We start from the raw sequence: 14,132 nt of genomic DNA, 5'->3' as shown, positions 1-14,132 counted from the left end.
GATTGTCTCCTTGGTGGTTGATCACACGCTCGGGCGGAGTTCCGTCGCGGGCGTACCCGCCCACGCGGCGCGGAGCAGCGCATCGATGGACTCACTGGTCACCGGCGCGGGATTGGACGGGGGCGCGATCGCCACCACGCGGCCGACGGCCTCGGGGATGTCGTCGGCTCGGAGGCCGAGAGCGGCCAGTGATCGAGGCGCAGCCACGTCGGTCCGCAAGGCCTCGAGGGCTTGGACGGCGTGGGGCGCCCCGCTTCTGTCGTCCACCCGATGGCCCAGAACCTCCGCAAGTCGACCGGAAAGTGCAGGCAGCTTGGGAGCATTGAGTGCCAGGACATACGGGAGGACCACAGCATGGGTCTGTGCGTGCGGCATGTCGAAAGTCCCGCCGAGCACATGGCAGATCTTGTGGTGGAGCCCCGACCCGGCCGACGCGAAGGCCACCGCGGAGAGATAGGTGCCGTAGAACGCGGTCTCACGGCCGGCAGCCGCCTCCTCGCCGTCGATGTCCGGCGAATCACCGGCGATGTCCCGCAGCGCCGCGGACAGCGCACGCGTCGCTTCGAGTGCCAATGCCTGGTTGATGGGATCGGCACGCGGGGCCCACAGCGCATCGACGCAGTGCGCCAGCGCATTCAGGCCGCTCGCGACTGCTAACCCAATTGGTAGCGTCGCCGCGAGATCAGCGTCGTAGATGACGCTGACCGGCAGCACCGCGCTATCGATCCCGGTTGTCTTGGTGCCGTTTTCGGTCAAGCCCCACATGTCGGTGCCTTCCGACCCCGAATAGGTGGTGGGCACCGCGATGATGGGTTGTCCGCCGGTGAGGGCGATGGCCTTCGCCAGTCCGGTCGCCGACCCGCCCCCGACCGCGATCAGGACGTCCGCGCCCGACTCACGTGCGACGAGACGCGCACGTTCGGCATTCTCGATCGGCACGTGTTGCCGCACCTCGTCGATGCGGACCACGGGCGGCAGTACCGCCGTCATTCGTTCGACCAGTCCCGAGTCCCGAGCCGACGCGATCAACAGGGGTTTACGAGCCCCGATGCGGTCGACCTCGTCACGGAGATGTCTGGTCACCTGACCCCGGCCGAACAGGACCCGTTGTTCATTTGTCACATGGACGAACTCCATGGCCATGGCGATACCTCCTTGTATGCCAGTTGATCGTGAACGCGTCAGTTGGTGTGGCTGTCCCGGAAGATTCCGTCGGGGTCGTACTGCTCGCGAACCCGACCCAGCTGTCGGCGCACGTCCGGCAGCCAGGCGCGGTCGACCTCGCCCGGCTCGTTGGCCTTTCCGATGTAGTTCGGGATCGTTCCGGAGCTCTTCAACCTGTCCACGCAGCAGTGCAGGGCACGGATCTGATCCGTGATCACCGTGTCGATCACGTCGGGCTCCGCGCCGATCACGTGGAATGCGTACGCGGCGTCACGTCCGGTCACCGCATTGCTCGACGTCCTCGGCGAGGCCAGCGCGCCGCCCAGGCGTTGCAGACCCACCGAGACGAGGGGGACGTCGTCGTAGGAATGTTGCGGTCCGGCAAGTGCCAGGATCGCGTCGACGGCCTCGTCGTCGAGGTCGTCGAGATAGATTCCGCCGTCGGCGACGGTCACCGGGGCCATCGTGTCCTCGCGCACCCTTCCCGGCTCATGGAACACCGGTTCGGCCGATCGGAGAAGAGGTTCGACCAATTCGAGACCGTCGGATTCGTCGCCGACGTAGATGTGGATCAGTTCGAGCAGGGTTTGGCCACGGAGCGGTTCGGGGAGTTCGGGATCGTCGGGCATCCGGACCAGGTGGGCGTAGGTGTTCATGGTGTCGGGGATGCCGCCACACCATCGCACCCAGTCCCGAAGCACCGCCTCGACATCGGTTGCCGCATAGTACCACGCGTTGCCGTGCACGGTGTCGAGAGGCACGAGCCTGACCGTCATCGCGGTGACGATGCCGAGCCCGTGATTGCCGCCCCGCAACGCCCAGAAGAGCTCGGCGTGGTGTTGGTCGTCGACCGTGAGCGCACGCCCGTCGCCGGTCACGACGTCGAACGAGATGACCGCGTCGGCGCCATAACCGTAGGTCCGGCCGAGTGGCCCCAGGCCTCCACCCAGCACGTACCCGACGGCACCGACACCCGCATCGGATCCGGACAGCGGCGTCAGGCCGAAGGGGGCCGCAGCGTCGGCGACTTCCTGCCACTTGGTGCCGGCACCGATCCTGGCGGTATTCGTGGCCGGGTCGACGGTCACCGACCGCAGCCCGCGGGTGCGCACGAGGATTCCGTCACTCACCCCGCGATGGAAACCGTGTCCTTCCCCGAGCGCGGTCACCGGTAGCCCGGCTTCTCGCGCCAGGGTGACGATGGCGACGACATCGTCGACGCCGGTCGGCCCGACGGCCACCGGCGGCGTATGGGCGAACGCCAGATGAAATCCCGCGACCAGCTCGCCGTACCGAGCGTCCGACGGTGTCGCAACCTCGCCTCGTAGCCTGCCGCGGAGCGCCTCGACGACACCTGATGCCGTCACCGTGATATCGGCGGTCATCGGGCTCGCACGCTTTTCGCCTCGGGGCTCTCGACTCGGGGGCGGCGGGCCGCGGGCTCGGGGAGATGGGACAGGTCAGGGTGGCGCACGGTGCTCCTCGCAGACGGCTGGCGATCGGGTCCTCGGCACGATCACACAGCGTTCGAACCCTCGACCACGCTCCGGTTCGCTGACCGAACCCAGCCGAACGCGAGTCGTTGTCCAAATGGACAACGTTTCACATTCGTAACTTGAACCGGCTGCAACCGGAAACACAATCTGCGCAGAATTCTGTTGTCCAAATGGAAAACGCCCAGGCAAGGCAGCGGGAGCAAGAATGGTCAACATCAACACAGCGTCGAACATCGCCGAGACCGAAACGGTCGAGATCGGCAGCGGCGCCACCACCCATCCGATCTCCGTCCTGGGCAAGGCGCATCAACTGCTGGCGGCGTTCGGTGCGGGCCCGAGCACTATGGGTCTCACCGAACTGAGCCGGCGCTCGGGTGTTCCGAAGGCGAGCGCCCACCGGTTGGCCATGGAACTGTCGTCCCTCGGATTGCTGGAGCGGACCCCCGACGGCTACCAACTCGGCTGGCGCATGTTCGAACTCGGACAGCTCGTTCCCGGACCCGCGAGCCTGCGGTCCATGGCTCGGCCCGCCCTGATGGACCTGCGCTCGGCGACCAAGGGCGTCACCCACCTGGCGGTACCGCAGGGTTCGGAGTGTGTCTACCTCGAGCGGTTCGCCGGACGGCGCGAGATGCGTCTTCTGGCTTCCGTCGAATACCGCGTCCCGATGCACACCACCGCTTCCGGTCAGCTGTTCCTCGCCTACGGCGATTTCACCCCGAGCGAGCTCGACGCCGCGACCATGCCCCACCTCGGGATCACCCGTCGCGAACGTGACCTACGTTTCGCGTCCATCCGTGAGCGCCGCTACTCGGACGAGAACCAGCGCTGCGTGCCCGGATACAAGACCATCGCGGTCCCGGTGTTCGGTCCGGCGACCGGCGGAGTCGTTGCCGCCATCTCGATCTCGATGGCGGCCGAGCGCCGCGACGACCAGAAGGTTCTTCACGCGCTGTGGTCGGCCTCGGCCGACATCTCGCGCGGGCTCGGCGGCCCGGCGACCCGGCCGCGCCGCAGTCCCGAGCGTTGGGCGGTCTGATGTTTCCTGCTGCCGGAGAGCCACACGCGCGTCTCCGGCAGCAGCGCGTCATCAGCTCTGGTCGGCCCAGGAGGCGTCGGCCTCCCAATAGTCCATGCCACTTGCACTCTGCGAGTGTCGCCAGTCCGATGTACGTCGCAGGGACGGCTCCACCGTCGCGGTGACCCGGTCCGCCGCGTCGGGACCGTCTTCCGGCACTCCCCAATGGACCCAGCCGAGTTCGCGGCCGGCGGCATCGTGGACGAACAAGTCCACATGCTTCCACCCCCACCCGTGGGTGTCGTTGTAACAGACGAGCGTCATGCGCGGAGTCTCACTGTCGGCCGTGGTCGAACCGCCCCCGCCCTCACCCGACGGCATGAAACTCTCGCTGGAAGTAGACGAGGCCGCCGCCGTCGGCGGAGGTGAGCACGGTGTCGATCTCCACGAAGAGCACCGAATGCGAGCCGTGCTGAGCCACCGTCGAGATCCGGCCCACCAGTGAGGCCATCGATCCCTCGAGGACAGGAACACCATGGCCGGCGAGATCCCACCGCTCGTCGTCGAACCGCTTCTCCCGCGGGATGTCTGTGGCGTTCGCGAAGATCAACGCCACGTCCTGCTGCTCCTGGCCGAGCACGTTGATACCGATACGACCGTTCGACACGAACGCGTCATGCGCGGTGGCCGTCTGATTGACGCACACGGCCATCGTGGGCGGCGAGTCCGTCACCGAGCACAATGCGGTGACCGTCGTACCCGCACGGCCGTGTTCGCCGTCGGTCGTGACCACGCCGACGCCGGCGGACAGGTTCGCCATCGCGCCGCGAAATGCCAGTTGGGTCGGCGAAAGCTCTGCGGTCATCGGTTCACACCCCTACTTTGTCGAAGAATTCCTCAAGCGCGGCAACCACTTCGGCCGTCTTGTGTTCCATGACCGGCACAGTCCCACCCACGATCTCGACCATCTCGACCGACGTTGCGTTGGGATAGGCCGTCAGGACGCGATCACGATGCGGATAGGACACCGGGTCACCGGTGTTGGCGAGGATCAGTATCGGTGCGGACACCAGGTCGACACGGTCCTCCATCCGGTAACGGGCACAAGCGAGGTGACCTTCGGCAGGATCGACGCCGGGTGCCAGTGCATCGCGGATGTACCGGTTGAGGATGTCGGGGCGGTGATCCGGATAGACCGGTGCTCGCTTGCTCCACAGCACCTGGAGATGGGAACCGTCGTCCTCGACGGTCGCGACGTCGACATCACCGGCGGTTCCACCCTCGACTTCCTCACCGTGCATCTCCCGGGTCACGGTGTCACGGAACTCCGCGTCCGCGTACTCGGCGCCAGAGAGCACCAGGGCGGCAACGCGATCAGGAACCGCCGAGGCCACCTCCGACGCCACGAAACTCCCGGTGTGATGGCCCACGATCGAGAACTTCTCGATGCCGAGGGCGTCGAGGAGAGTGATCGCGCCGAGGGCGTACTGTTCGATCGTCTGCGGCGTTCCCACCGGCGGTTTCGCCGACAGACCGAATCCGTACATGTCCATCGCGATGACGCGACGGTTGGCTGCGAGCAGCGGTAACACCTCACGGTATTCATCCCAGGAGCGCGGGGTCTGGTGCAGCAACAGCACCGGAGCACCTCCGCCCCCGCCCGCCTCCGCGTAGTGCAACTGCCCCAGGTCGGTGTCGGCGTAGCCGCATCGAACGGTCACGTCGGTCATGGTTGTGCTCCTGACTCGAGTCCACAGTGTCGCCGACCACGATCGCAGCCGCGAGACCTCGGCGGAACGAACGGGTTCGCTCACCGAACCCCGTTGCAGCAAAGAACTTTCCATCTTCCCGCTCGGCACCATCCGGCTGTGGGTTCGGTCACCGGACCACATCATGTCGCCTGGTCGGGCGTACGAGAACAATCGGCACCGTAGGGCGCCGCCTGCGCGCGCCCTCAGCACGAGAAAGGGCCACCGTGACAACAATCTCGGAGGACGCAGGGACCTCCCCCGCCGTCGGATCATCGTCAACCGCGGAGCTCGGCGGATCACACACCGCGGTCATCGACGAGGTCGTCGAGGAGACCCGCGACGTGCGGGTCCTCCGACTCGTCCGCGAGGACGGATCGCCGTTCCGTCCCTATGAGGCCGGCGCGCACATCGACGTCACAGGTCCGACGGGCGTTCTCCGCCAGTACTCGCTCTGCGGTGAACCGTCCGATCTGTCGGGGCTGCTGATCGCCGTGAAGCGCGAACCGGATTCGAGGGGTGGCTCCCGGGCCCTGCACGAGGTCGTTCCGGGAGACCGCCTCACGATCGGCGAACCGCGCAATCTCCTCGCGATCGACGACGGCGCCGATCAGCACGTCCTCGTCGCCGGCGGCATCGGGGTCACCCCGCTGCTGAACATGGCACACGAACTCCACCGCCGCGGAGCGGCTTTCACACTCCTCTATTTCGCCCGCTCCCGCGACGAGATGGCGTTCGCCGATCTCCTCTCGAGCGGCGTCGAGTTCAGCTCGAACGTGCTCCTGCACCCCGGGGTCCCGCGACGGGAGCAACCCGCGATCCTCCGCTCGATCAGAGAGACGCTCACGCCGCGCAGTCACGTATACACCTGCGGGCCGGATGGATTCATGGAACAGGTCTCCGAGGTGTTCGGCGAGACCGTCGGCGCCGGACACGTCCACATCGAGAACTTCACCGCCAAGGACATCGACACCGCGGGCGACCGTCCGTTCGTCGTCGAGATCGACGGCGAATCGTACGATGTGCCCGCCGATCGCACGATCCTGCAGGTTCTCGAGGAGCACGGGATCGAGGTCTTCAAGTCATGCGAAGAAGGCGTTTGCGGATCCTGCGTCTCCGGAGTCCTCGACGGTGTACCCGACCACCGCGACAACTGCCTTTCCGCCGCCGACAAAGCCGCCAACAACGAGATGGCGCTGTGTGTTTCGCGGGCACTAACGGAGAAACTCGTCATCGAACTCTACTGACGTCATCTGGTCCTGATTCGCCAGGACGACTCGTCCATCAACAAGAGAAGGAAAGCCCATGACCGACAACGCCACGATCGAATCCCTCGTCAAGCGCATCGAAGCCCTCGAGGCCGAAGCGGACATCCGCCGAATCCAGGCCCGCTACATGTTCCTCTGCGACACCCCCTGCCCCGAGTTCGGAGTCGTGGACGACGCGCAGCGAATCGAGCTCATCCTCGATCTGTACACCGAAGATGCCGTGTGGGAGGGCGTCGGCGAGTACTACGACAACCAGTTCGGCCGGGCCGTCGGCAAGGATGAACTGCGTGCGCACTTCAATCGGTTCTGGCCGAAGGAGCAGAACCCCCGCCTGCTCCTGAACGCCCACTACCTCACGTCCGAGCAGATCCATGTTCACGGCGACGAGGCCGATGGCCAGTGGATTCACTTCCAGCCGTGGCTCTTCGAGGACGGCAAGTCGCTGATCCGCGGTAGCCGTCTGAACAACGCGTTCCGTAAGGTCGACGGCGTCTGGAAGATCACGCGCACCCGCACCGAGAATGTCGCGATCGTCGACCTGCCGGACTTCTTCGCCTCGAGCTACCCGTCGGAGTCGTTCCTGCTCAAGGCTCCCGGCACCGACCACACCAACGATCACGTGTACGCGGACAGCACCGCCGCCGACTCCTGATCGGCCGTATCCACGACGAAGCCGTGGGTCACCTCCGAGATCTCGGTGGTGACCACGGCTTTGTCGTTGACGGCTCTACGCGGATGCGCCGGCCACCGGGACGACGTGTGCCCGTAGGTGCGATCCGTCCCCGTCGGTCCACCCCTTCGATCCGGCGTACTCGACCATCTTCCCGAAAGCGCTGTACCACTCGGGATCCTCGGCTCGACCTGACGATCGGACGAGCTCGTCGACGGAGACCCACACGTGTTCGACACCGTCCGCATACCCCAGTCCACCCAGAGCACGATTCAGTCCCGGCTCGGTCACCTCGCCGTGAACGTCGACCTGGAACCTCTTCAGATCGTCCGCCTCTGCTACTGCCATCCGCTCTTCGGCGGGAAACACCAGAATCCTCATTCTGAACCTCTCACTGTTTTCTTGCCCGACACAGAAAACGGGCGTCCTGGGGACTCGGGAAGCCCCAGGACGCCTGTCCTCGTGATCACTGCTGTTGCGTCACAACAGGAAACCCGCGGCGGGAACCGGCGAGTCCGAGTCGATCAACCTGATGACCTTCCTGGCGATCTGGTCGTCGCCTTCCGAGACGCCCAGCCGGATGGTGTATTCGACGTCGGCCGCCCACAGGTCATGGCGTCCGCGCTTGAAGGCCACGACCACCTGCCCGGCCGCGATCTCCACGATCTCGTCGGTCACCGCCACCGGCATGAAACGGGAAACCGTACGGACCGTGTTCGCCGCGTCGACGGCCGAAATCGCATAGCCCTCGATCAGGCGTTTGACACGTTCCTCGCGTAACCGCTTGTCGTCGAACACCATGTTGAGGGCGTTGTCGAAATCATTGGTCGACGCGTCGACGGGGATCACATAGATCGCGTCGTCGGCGTAGAGATCTTTCCACTCGACGTAGTCCTTCTTGTCGAGCAGATAGGCTTCCCGCCAGATCAATTCGATCGCACGCTGGACACGCACGTCTGCCAGGCGACTCGTCACGATGGCCTCAGTCATCACTCATCATCTTCTTCCACATCTGATAGGCGGCACGCATTCCCGATTCGTCGGTGCTGTGCGAAGTCGGCCAACCCTCCGGTGCGAGGGTTTCGCGATTCAGGCCACGGTTCACCATGATGGGCATCTCGGGCGACGTCTGCGCGCCCCGCTGAACCCGTTCCCACCCCTCCGCATCGTCCGGAGTTCCGAAACCGAAAGGCCCCTGGAAATTCTCGTGGATGCGCAGGCGCTCACGGATGACCGGTCCCGCGATCTCCGCGGGCGCGTCCGGCCCGAGGGCGACATGTTCGATCACCGTCTCGTCGACACTGATCGGCCGCAGGACACGGAAGAACGCCGAGGACAGGCCCACATTCGGGAACAGGTTGAGGTTCGAACCGGTGCCGTGCATCGACCGGACCAGCTTGCGGATCTGTTCGTCGTCGACGCCGGCGGACTTCAGTTCCGCCACGAGATCGTCGAACCGGGGCTGCAGCGGCTCGGAACCGTCGTCGTCATCGAGGTCGATGTGCTCGGGGACCATGTGCATGACGCTGTGGCCGTTCCCCAGGTCGTGGCACGTCGACGCCGGGTCGGTCATGAAGCTCAACATGTCGGCCGTCTCGGCGTCGACAGAGGCCATCCACGATCGATGCACGATCGGAAAATGGTAACCGTCGGTGGTGTTCTCGAGCTGGATCTTCCAGTTTCCCTTGAACTTGAAGCGATGTGTGCCGATGACCTTGATCGGGTACCCGCCACCCTGCTTGAGGAACCGGTCCGCCCAGAGCTTGACGTCGCCGAGGAACTCCTCGAGCGGTTCGGCGTCCTCGTTGAACGTGGCGAAGATGATGCCGCGGTAGCTCTCGGTCCGCAGGGTCTTCAGGCCCATGTCCTTCTTGTCCATGACGCCTTCATAGCCGTCGGGGTAGGGAATCCCGCGCAGCTTCCCATCCAGACCGTAAGACCACGCGTGATACGGGCACGTGAAGCCGTTTGCCTGCCCGCTGGGTTGTTCGCACACGCTCGCGCCGCGGTGCCGGCAACGGTTGACCAGGGTGCGGAACTCGCCGCGACGGTCGCGGGTCACGATGACCGGATTCCGGCCGACGTAGGTCGATTTGAAGCTTCCCGGCTTGGGCAGCTCGCTTTCGTGTGCTACCCAGATCCAGGTCTTCTCGAAGATGTTCTTCATCTCGAGTTCGAAGATCTCTGGATCGGTGTACACGCGGCCTGCCACGCGATCACTCTGGACGAGGTCCGCGGGGGCCAGGTCGTGCACGTTGTCGGCGGTTATCTCGATGTCCAGGTCGTTGATGCTCATGTCATTCCTCCTCCAGCACGGGTGAATCGGTGTCAGTCCGGGGTGTCATAGGAAGCCCGGCGTGGTCGGTTGCAGGCCCAGCAACACCGCGCCCGCGTCGTCGTACATGTGTTGACTCAACGAGGCATGGAGCTGGGGAACCTGGGCATCCATGCGAATCTGGTTGAGGGGGTGTGAATTGTTGATGATCGCTGCACCCGAGATCGCGGAGATGTCGTGCACGACCTGACTCGCGACGTCGGACATGTTGACCGCGCTCAGACGGATACGGGCCTTCTGCTCGTCGCGCGCCTCATCACCGGCACGCACCGTCTCCCACACCTCCTCTGCGACATCGAGGAAATACGCCCGCGCAGACTTCAGCGCCACATAGGCTTTCGCGAACTCGGTGCGATGGTAGGCGCGTTCGCCGACCGGCGGCGCCCCTGTGATCCCTCGGTAGGAGCCGGCCTGCTGCGCGTAGTCCAGGGCAGCCTGCGCGACTCCGAGTCCGATCGCGGCGTGGCATTGCGCCTGGTAGCCGATCAGCGGATACCGGAACAGGGGCTCGTCGATCAGCGGTTTGCCGCCGCGGACGAACGTCCAGTCCAGAGGGATCTCGGCGTCCTCGACCATCGTGTCGAATGACCCCGAGGCCCGCATACCCGACACGTCCCAGTTGTCCACCGTGGTGACGCGGGATGCGGGAAGGACGGCTGCACGCGGTTTGCCCCCGGCCGACTCGTCCAGCAACCCGACACTGATGTAGTCGGCGGCCATACAGCCGCTCGCGAACTTCCAATGCCCGCTGACGCGGAAACCGGTCTCTGTCCGTTCTGCCTTCTGCATGGGAAACAGACCACCCACCGCGACGACATCCGGTCCGTTCCTGTAGATCTCGGCTTGCGTCTCGACGGGCAGGGCACCCAGATATGTGTTCGACGACGCGAAGGCGACAACCCAAGCCGTGGAACCGTCCACACGTCCGATTCGCTCCACCATCGTGAGGAACTCATGGGGCGGGATCACCTCACCCCCGAACTTCTCCGGGGTCGCGTGACGGTAGACACCAAGAGGGAAGAACTTCTCGATGAAATCGCGTGGTACGTAGCCCTGTTTGTGAAACTCCGAGCGCCTCTCGGCGAGCTCGGTGAGAACCTCGTCCCAGGCCGGATCGCACGTACTGTCTGTGTCTCGCATAGTCGTTTTCTTCCTCACCTTCTCGACTTTCTGCATGGTTCAGCAGCAGAACGAGTGGATCGAGAGCCCGGACCGCTCACCGGACTCACCTGACCGACGAGGCATTTCGTGGTCCGCGGTGGTCCGCTCATCGAACCCTCCGATGGCGCCCGCGGGATTGTGGACGGAGAGTTCCACCACCGACGTACCGATCCCGGAGGTGACCGTGACCGTGGCTCTCGATCCACCCCAGAGTCTGTCCACCGAGAGTTTCTTCATCGCGGTGGTCGACCGAGCCTGCGACCTGAAGCGCGACCAGGACGCGTTCACCGACACCGGTGAGCAACCGGTGGTGTTGTCATGCGCCGATCTGCCGACCGCACAGCGGGCGTCACAACGTCTGCGCGAGAAGACTTCTGACGGACTGACGGTGGTGCCGATCGTCGAGGTGGTCGCGACGGGGCGGGCGGCATCCCACCACGTGTCCGTTCCGCACAACTCGCGGTCGGTGTCGAGCCTCGCCATCGATCTGGGCCTGCTCGCGATCGCCCGGGGGGTCATCGTCGTCGTCCCCGAAGCCGCCGATGTGGACGGATTCCGGGAGCGCGTCGTCGAAGAGATGACAGCGCAGGGCTATTCGACCCGCACGACGATCCCCGGATGGACGACCGTCCCGCGCGGTTGACGGGCTACACATCGTCCCACCGGACAAACACTGGAGGAGAGATGAACACCGACCACTGGAGCCTCCCGCTCGGTGATCAGGCCGCTGCGGTGCGCGACGGTGTCCTCAGCGCGCGCGACCTGGTCACGCAAACCCGGGAACAGATCGCCGGCCGGGAACCTGATCTCGCGGCGTGGGTCACGTTGTCCGACTCCGTCGTCGACGACGCCGGGGCGATCGACGCCCGTGCTGTCGATGCCCGGCCGGGAGACCTGCCCTTGTGCGGGATCTCCGTCGGGGTCAAGGACCTCATCGACGTGGCCGGCCTGCCCACCCGCGCCGGGAGCGTGACGACCTCTGACCGTCCCGCGGCATCGGATGCGGCGTGCATCGCCCGCCTGCGCGAACTGGGCGCGGTGATCCAGGGAAAGACGGTCACCACCGAATACGGCTACTTCGCCCCGGGACCGACGCGCAATCCACATGCTCTGGACCACACTCCCGGAGGCTCGTCGAGTGGGTCGGCGGCCGCGGTCGGCGCGGGTACCGTCCTGATCGCGTTGGGCACCCAGACAGCGGGCTCGCTGACTCGACCGGCGTCATACTGCGGGGTTGCCGGGATGGTGCTCGCGCAGGGGTCCGCGAGCCTCGCCGGTGTCACCGGAATGTCCGAAACCCTGGACTCTCTGGGCATTCTCACGCGCACCGTGGACGATCTCCACTACGTCTACTCGGCTTTCACCGGCGATCCCGCGTCGGCGTCCGGTGAGACCGCGGGCACTGAAGTACTCATGTGGAGGGGCAGCGACCTCGGCGTCCTGGATCCCGCGATGCTCGATCTCATTGAATCGCTCCCGGCGATCCTCTCGACCGCAGGGCTCGGCTACGGCCGGCTCGAGTGGGACGATGCGGTGCGGACCCTCTCCGACGATCACTCGACCGTCATGTCGTACGAGGCGAGTCGGAGGCTCGCACCGGTCCACACAGCCCAATCCGAGTCACTGAGTCCGCAGTTGCGTGCCCTGCTCGATGACGGACGTCTGGTGCGTGATTCCGCCCACCGGGACGCCTTGGATCGTCGAGATCTGGCCCGCACCGAGCTCTTCTCGATCATCGGGGACAACGCGGTGATCGTCGGACCCGCCGCCCTCGGCCCGGCGCCCGCCGGCCTCGACGCGACCGGCTCGCCGATCCTCAGCAGGCCGTGGCAGCTTCTCGGCCTGCCCGTCGTCGTCGTCCCGGGAGCCCGCGACGATCAGGGTCTGCCCCTGGGACTGCAGGTGATCGGCCGCCCGGGTCGAGAGGCGCAGCTCTTCGAGGTCGCTCGCCGACTCGAGGCCGCGTTACAGGCAGAACGCACTGCAGCGCAGTGACGACGACCGACCTACCCGCCCGCCACTCTCAGAGGAGGAAGCCATGACCGTCCATCAACTCCGTCCGAACAATGAGCGACGAAACCTCCCTGCCGACAACCAGACGACGCCCCTGGACTTCCTGGCGCAGTGGTACCGGCACGGCGGCGGCTCTGACCAGGAGATTTTCGAAACCTTCGGGATCACCTCTCGCGAGTACTTCTCCCACATACTCGAGACACTGGACGACGAGCACAGCGATTTCTCGGTCGCCACGGTGGCAGCCATCAGATCGGTGGCCCGGAGACGCCTCTGGCTCGCGTCGTGAGGTGACAGCACGGGGATCAGGCGAACCGCTGCGCGAGCGCGCGCAGCGTGTCCTCGATGCCCTGACCGTTCTTCTTGTCGTAGCCGATCAGTTCCATGATCTTGGGGATCCTGAGCGTCGAGTAGTCGAAGGTCTCGGTGACCTGAGTGGTCGTCGGTGAGGTGGCCTCCAGCTCCCAACGCCAGCGATGGCCCATGGGGTGTTTCCATTCGACGACTTTGTCGGTCTGGACGTCGGTCGCGGTGGAGGTGATGGTGTACGGGACACCGAACTGCTTCATACCGACACTGAATCGCGCACCGGGAGTGAGCTTCTCCGGCCCCTTGACCGGCGTGTCGCGCACCGTCCCCGAACCGTCGAGTTCGTGGTGACGATGCGGATCGGCGATGAGGGCGAAGACCTCGTGGGCCGGTGCGTCGACGACGATGCGCCGTGAAACACGATGTGGGCCCGAGTCAACGGTGGTGACGGTGTCGGATGCCATACATCCAACGTACGCGGACCGACCGGCCTCCTCGGGAGATCGGTCGGTTCGCGTCTCGTGAAACGAGACAGTTCACTCAGTCGGCGGAACGCTTACGACGCGGCTGCCACACGACGAGGGCGTTGGTCCGGGGCACCGGGACGAGCTCGCCGCCGCGGCGGTTCCGCGACGCGGCGACCTCGTCGGTGAGCTCACGGACGCGCTGCTGCAGCGCCTCGACCTGATTGCTCAGATCGATGATCCGTTTGATACCTGCGAGGTTGACACCCTCCTCCTGCGAGAGACGCTGGATCTCACGCAGGAGGTCGACATCGCGGGAGGAGTAGCGGCGACCGCCGCCACTCGTCCGCTGCGGGGTGACCAGACCGAGGCGGTCATAGGTCCGCAGGGTCTGAGCATGCATGCCGGCGAGCTCGGCGGCCACCGAGATCATGAAGGTCGCGCCGTCGGCGTCGAAGTTCTTCTGACCGGCCATCACTCATCGCC

Annotated in this window: 17 protein-coding genes; 6 read left to right on the top strand and 11 right to left on the bottom strand. The window is 65.5% G+C overall.

All coding sequences use genetic code 11. The features are described 5' to 3' along the window. Positions 1 to 21 precede the first annotated feature (21 nt). Both GD1_RS17410 and GD1_RS17405 read right to left on the bottom strand, forming a co-directional pair. Positions 22 to 1,143: a maleylacetate reductase gene (locus GD1_RS17410; protein WP_020790682.1), complete on the bottom strand. Its 1,122-nt coding sequence runs from the start codon at positions 1,141 to 1,143 to the stop codon at positions 22 to 24. A 38-nt stretch (positions 1,144 to 1,181) separates the two neighbouring features. Next, positions 1,182 to 2,549: an FAD-binding oxidoreductase gene (locus GD1_RS17405; protein WP_059038537.1), complete on the bottom strand. Its 1,368-nt coding sequence runs from the start codon at positions 2,547 to 2,549 to the stop codon at positions 1,182 to 1,184. 316 nt (positions 2,550 to 2,865) lie between these two features. Here GD1_RS17405 and GD1_RS17400 point away from each other — a divergent pair, with 316 nt between their 5' ends. Next, on the top strand, positions 2,866 to 3,699 hold the full coding sequence (locus GD1_RS17400; RefSeq protein ID WP_053776713.1) for an IclR family transcriptional regulator: 834 nt from the start codon (positions 2,866 to 2,868) through the stop codon (positions 3,697 to 3,699). Between the two features lie 51 nt (positions 3,700 to 3,750). Here GD1_RS17400 and GD1_RS17395 read toward each other — a convergent pair whose 3' ends face one another. The 3 genes from GD1_RS17395 to GD1_RS17385 are packed head-to-tail and all read right to left on the bottom strand — an operon-like array spanning position 3,751 to position 5,408. Next, positions 3,751 to 4,002, bottom strand: a complete 252-nt coding sequence (locus GD1_RS17395) for a hypothetical protein (protein WP_053776723.1) — start codon at positions 4,000 to 4,002, stop codon at positions 3,751 to 3,753. Between the two features lie 43 nt (positions 4,003 to 4,045). Beyond that, on the bottom strand, positions 4,046 to 4,543 hold the full coding sequence (locus GD1_RS17390) for a flavin reductase (RefSeq protein WP_053776712.1): 498 nt from the start codon (positions 4,541 to 4,543) through the stop codon (positions 4,046 to 4,048). Positions 4,544 to 4,547: 4 nt separating this feature from the next. Beyond that, a complete protein-coding gene (locus GD1_RS17385) occupies positions 4,548 to 5,408 on the bottom strand; it encodes an alpha/beta fold hydrolase (protein ID WP_202927159.1) in 861 nt (286 codons plus the stop codon). A gap of 245 nt (positions 5,409 to 5,653) precedes the next feature. Between GD1_RS17385 and GD1_RS17380 the strand changes: the two genes are divergently transcribed. Continuing rightward, positions 5,654 to 6,673 (top strand): PDR/VanB family oxidoreductase, encoded by a 1,020-nt coding sequence (locus GD1_RS17380; protein ID WP_020791207.1) that lies wholly within the window; start codon positions 5,654 to 5,656, stop codon positions 6,671 to 6,673. A 58-nt stretch (positions 6,674 to 6,731) separates the two neighbouring features. Next, a complete protein-coding gene (locus GD1_RS17375) occupies positions 6,732 to 7,346 on the top strand; it encodes a nuclear transport factor 2 family protein (RefSeq protein WP_020791203.1) in 615 nt (204 codons plus the stop codon). Between the two features lie 75 nt (positions 7,347 to 7,421). Here GD1_RS17375 and GD1_RS17370 read toward each other — a convergent pair whose 3' ends face one another. The 4 genes from GD1_RS17370 to GD1_RS17355 form a co-directional block, all read right to left on the bottom strand. After that, complete coding sequence (locus GD1_RS17370; RefSeq protein ID WP_152972660.1) at positions 7,422 to 7,745, bottom strand: hypothetical protein; 324 nt, start codon at positions 7,743 to 7,745, stop codon at positions 7,422 to 7,424. A gap of 99 nt (positions 7,746 to 7,844) precedes the next feature. Then, positions 7,845 to 8,354 carry an aromatic-ring-hydroxylating dioxygenase subunit beta gene (locus GD1_RS17365; RefSeq protein WP_053776711.1) on the bottom strand — a complete coding sequence of 170 codons (510 nt, stop codon included), beginning with the start codon at positions 8,352 to 8,354 and terminating at the stop codon, positions 7,845 to 7,847. Continuing rightward, entirely contained in the window at positions 8,347 to 9,660 is a 1,314-nt protein-coding gene (locus GD1_RS17360) for an aromatic ring-hydroxylating oxygenase subunit alpha (RefSeq protein ID WP_053776710.1), read from the bottom strand. Before GD1_RS17360 ends, GD1_RS17365 begins: the two co-directional genes overlap by 8 nt. Positions 9,661 to 9,705: 45 nt before the next feature. Beyond that, positions 9,706 to 10,875: an acyl-CoA dehydrogenase family protein gene (locus GD1_RS17355; RefSeq protein ID WP_020791574.1), complete on the bottom strand. Its 1,170-nt coding sequence runs from the start codon at positions 10,873 to 10,875 to the stop codon at positions 9,706 to 9,708. A gap of 169 nt (positions 10,876 to 11,044) precedes the next feature. On the opposite strand from GD1_RS17355, the gene GD1_RS17350 reads away from it, so the two are divergent. From GD1_RS17350 to GD1_RS17340, 3 genes are read left to right on the top strand one after another with little or no spacing between them, the layout of a single operon-like run. Continuing rightward, positions 11,045 to 11,503 (top strand): hypothetical protein, encoded by a 459-nt coding sequence (locus tag GD1_RS17350; RefSeq protein ID WP_152972659.1) that lies wholly within the window; start codon positions 11,045 to 11,047, stop codon positions 11,501 to 11,503. Between the two features lie 41 nt (positions 11,504 to 11,544). Further along, on the top strand, positions 11,545 to 12,855 hold the full coding sequence (locus GD1_RS17345) for an amidase (protein ID WP_053776707.1): 1,311 nt from the start codon (positions 11,545 to 11,547) through the stop codon (positions 12,853 to 12,855). Between the two features lie 43 nt (positions 12,856 to 12,898). Beyond that, the gene (locus GD1_RS17340) at positions 12,899 to 13,162 is read left to right on the top strand and encodes a DUF3263 domain-containing protein (RefSeq protein WP_020794329.1); all 264 of its coding nucleotides are present in this window, start codon (positions 12,899 to 12,901) and stop codon (positions 13,160 to 13,162) included. 16 nt (positions 13,163 to 13,178) lie between these two features. Here GD1_RS17340 and GD1_RS17335 read toward each other — a convergent pair whose 3' ends face one another. Together GD1_RS17335 and GD1_RS17330 are read right to left on the bottom strand one after the other, a co-directional pair. Next, positions 13,179 to 13,646 (bottom strand): SRPBCC family protein, encoded by a 468-nt coding sequence (locus tag GD1_RS17335; RefSeq protein ID WP_020794328.1) that lies wholly within the window; start codon positions 13,644 to 13,646, stop codon positions 13,179 to 13,181. Between the two features lie 76 nt (positions 13,647 to 13,722). After that, positions 13,723 to 14,121 (bottom strand): heat shock protein transcriptional repressor HspR, encoded by a 399-nt coding sequence (locus GD1_RS17330; protein ID WP_053776706.1) that lies wholly within the window; start codon positions 14,119 to 14,121, stop codon positions 13,723 to 13,725. Positions 14,122 to 14,132 lie beyond the last annotated feature (11 nt).

The sequence above is a fragment of the Gordonia desulfuricans NBRC 100010 genome, assembly GCF_001485495.1.
Lineage (GTDB): Bacteria > Actinomycetota > Actinomycetes > Mycobacteriales > Mycobacteriaceae > Gordonia > Gordonia desulfuricans.
Note: the sequence above shows the minus strand (reverse complement) of the source record. Positions and strands in the feature narration are given on the sequence as shown.

What these genes read in the sequence shown, in the direction of transcription:
- GD1_RS17410 (WP_020790682.1), bottom strand. Translation starts at nt 1,143, where the DNA reads ATGGCCATGGAGTTCGTCCATGTGACAAATGAACAACGGGTCCTGTTC.
- GD1_RS17405 (WP_059038537.1), bottom strand. Translation starts at nt 2,549, where the DNA reads ATGACCGCCGATATCACGGTGACGGCATCAGGTGTCGTCGAGGCGCTC.
- GD1_RS17400 (WP_053776713.1), top strand. Translation starts at nt 2,866, where the DNA reads ATGGTCAACATCAACACAGCGTCGAACATCGCCGAGACCGAAACGGTC.
- GD1_RS17395 (WP_053776723.1), bottom strand. Translation starts at nt 4,002, where the DNA reads ATGACGCTCGTCTGTTACAACGACACCCACGGGTGGGGGTGGAAGCAT.
- GD1_RS17390 (WP_053776712.1), bottom strand. Translation starts at nt 4,543, where the DNA reads ATGACCGCAGAGCTTTCGCCGACCCAACTGGCATTTCGCGGCGCGATG.
- GD1_RS17385 (WP_202927159.1), bottom strand. Translation starts at nt 5,408, where the DNA reads ATGACCGACGTGACCGTTCGATGCGGCTACGCCGACACCGACCTGGGG.
- GD1_RS17375 (WP_020791203.1), top strand. Translation starts at nt 6,732, where the DNA reads ATGACCGACAACGCCACGATCGAATCCCTCGTCAAGCGCATCGAAGCC.
- GD1_RS17370 (WP_152972660.1), bottom strand. Translation starts at nt 7,745, where the DNA reads ATGAGGATTCTGGTGTTTCCCGCCGAAGAGCGGATGGCAGTAGCAGAG.
- GD1_RS17365 (WP_053776711.1), bottom strand. Translation starts at nt 8,354, where the DNA reads ATGACTGAGGCCATCGTGACGAGTCGCCTGGCAGACGTGCGTGTCCAG.
- GD1_RS17360 (WP_053776710.1), bottom strand. Translation starts at nt 9,660, where the DNA reads ATGAGCATCAACGACCTGGACATCGAGATAACCGCCGACAACGTGCAC.
- GD1_RS17355 (WP_020791574.1), bottom strand. Translation starts at nt 10,875, where the DNA reads ATGCAGAAAGTCGAGAAGGTGAGGAAGAAAACGACTATGCGAGACACA.
- GD1_RS17345 (WP_053776707.1), top strand. Translation starts at nt 11,545, where the DNA reads ATGAACACCGACCACTGGAGCCTCCCGCTCGGTGATCAGGCCGCTGCG.
- GD1_RS17340 (WP_020794329.1), top strand. Translation starts at nt 12,899, where the DNA reads ATGACCGTCCATCAACTCCGTCCGAACAATGAGCGACGAAACCTCCCT.
- GD1_RS17335 (WP_020794328.1), bottom strand. Translation starts at nt 13,646, where the DNA reads ATGGCATCCGACACCGTCACCACCGTTGACTCGGGCCCACATCGTGTT.
- GD1_RS17330 (WP_053776706.1), bottom strand. Translation starts at nt 14,121, where the DNA reads ATGGCCGGTCAGAAGAACTTCGACGCCGACGGCGCGACCTTCATGATC.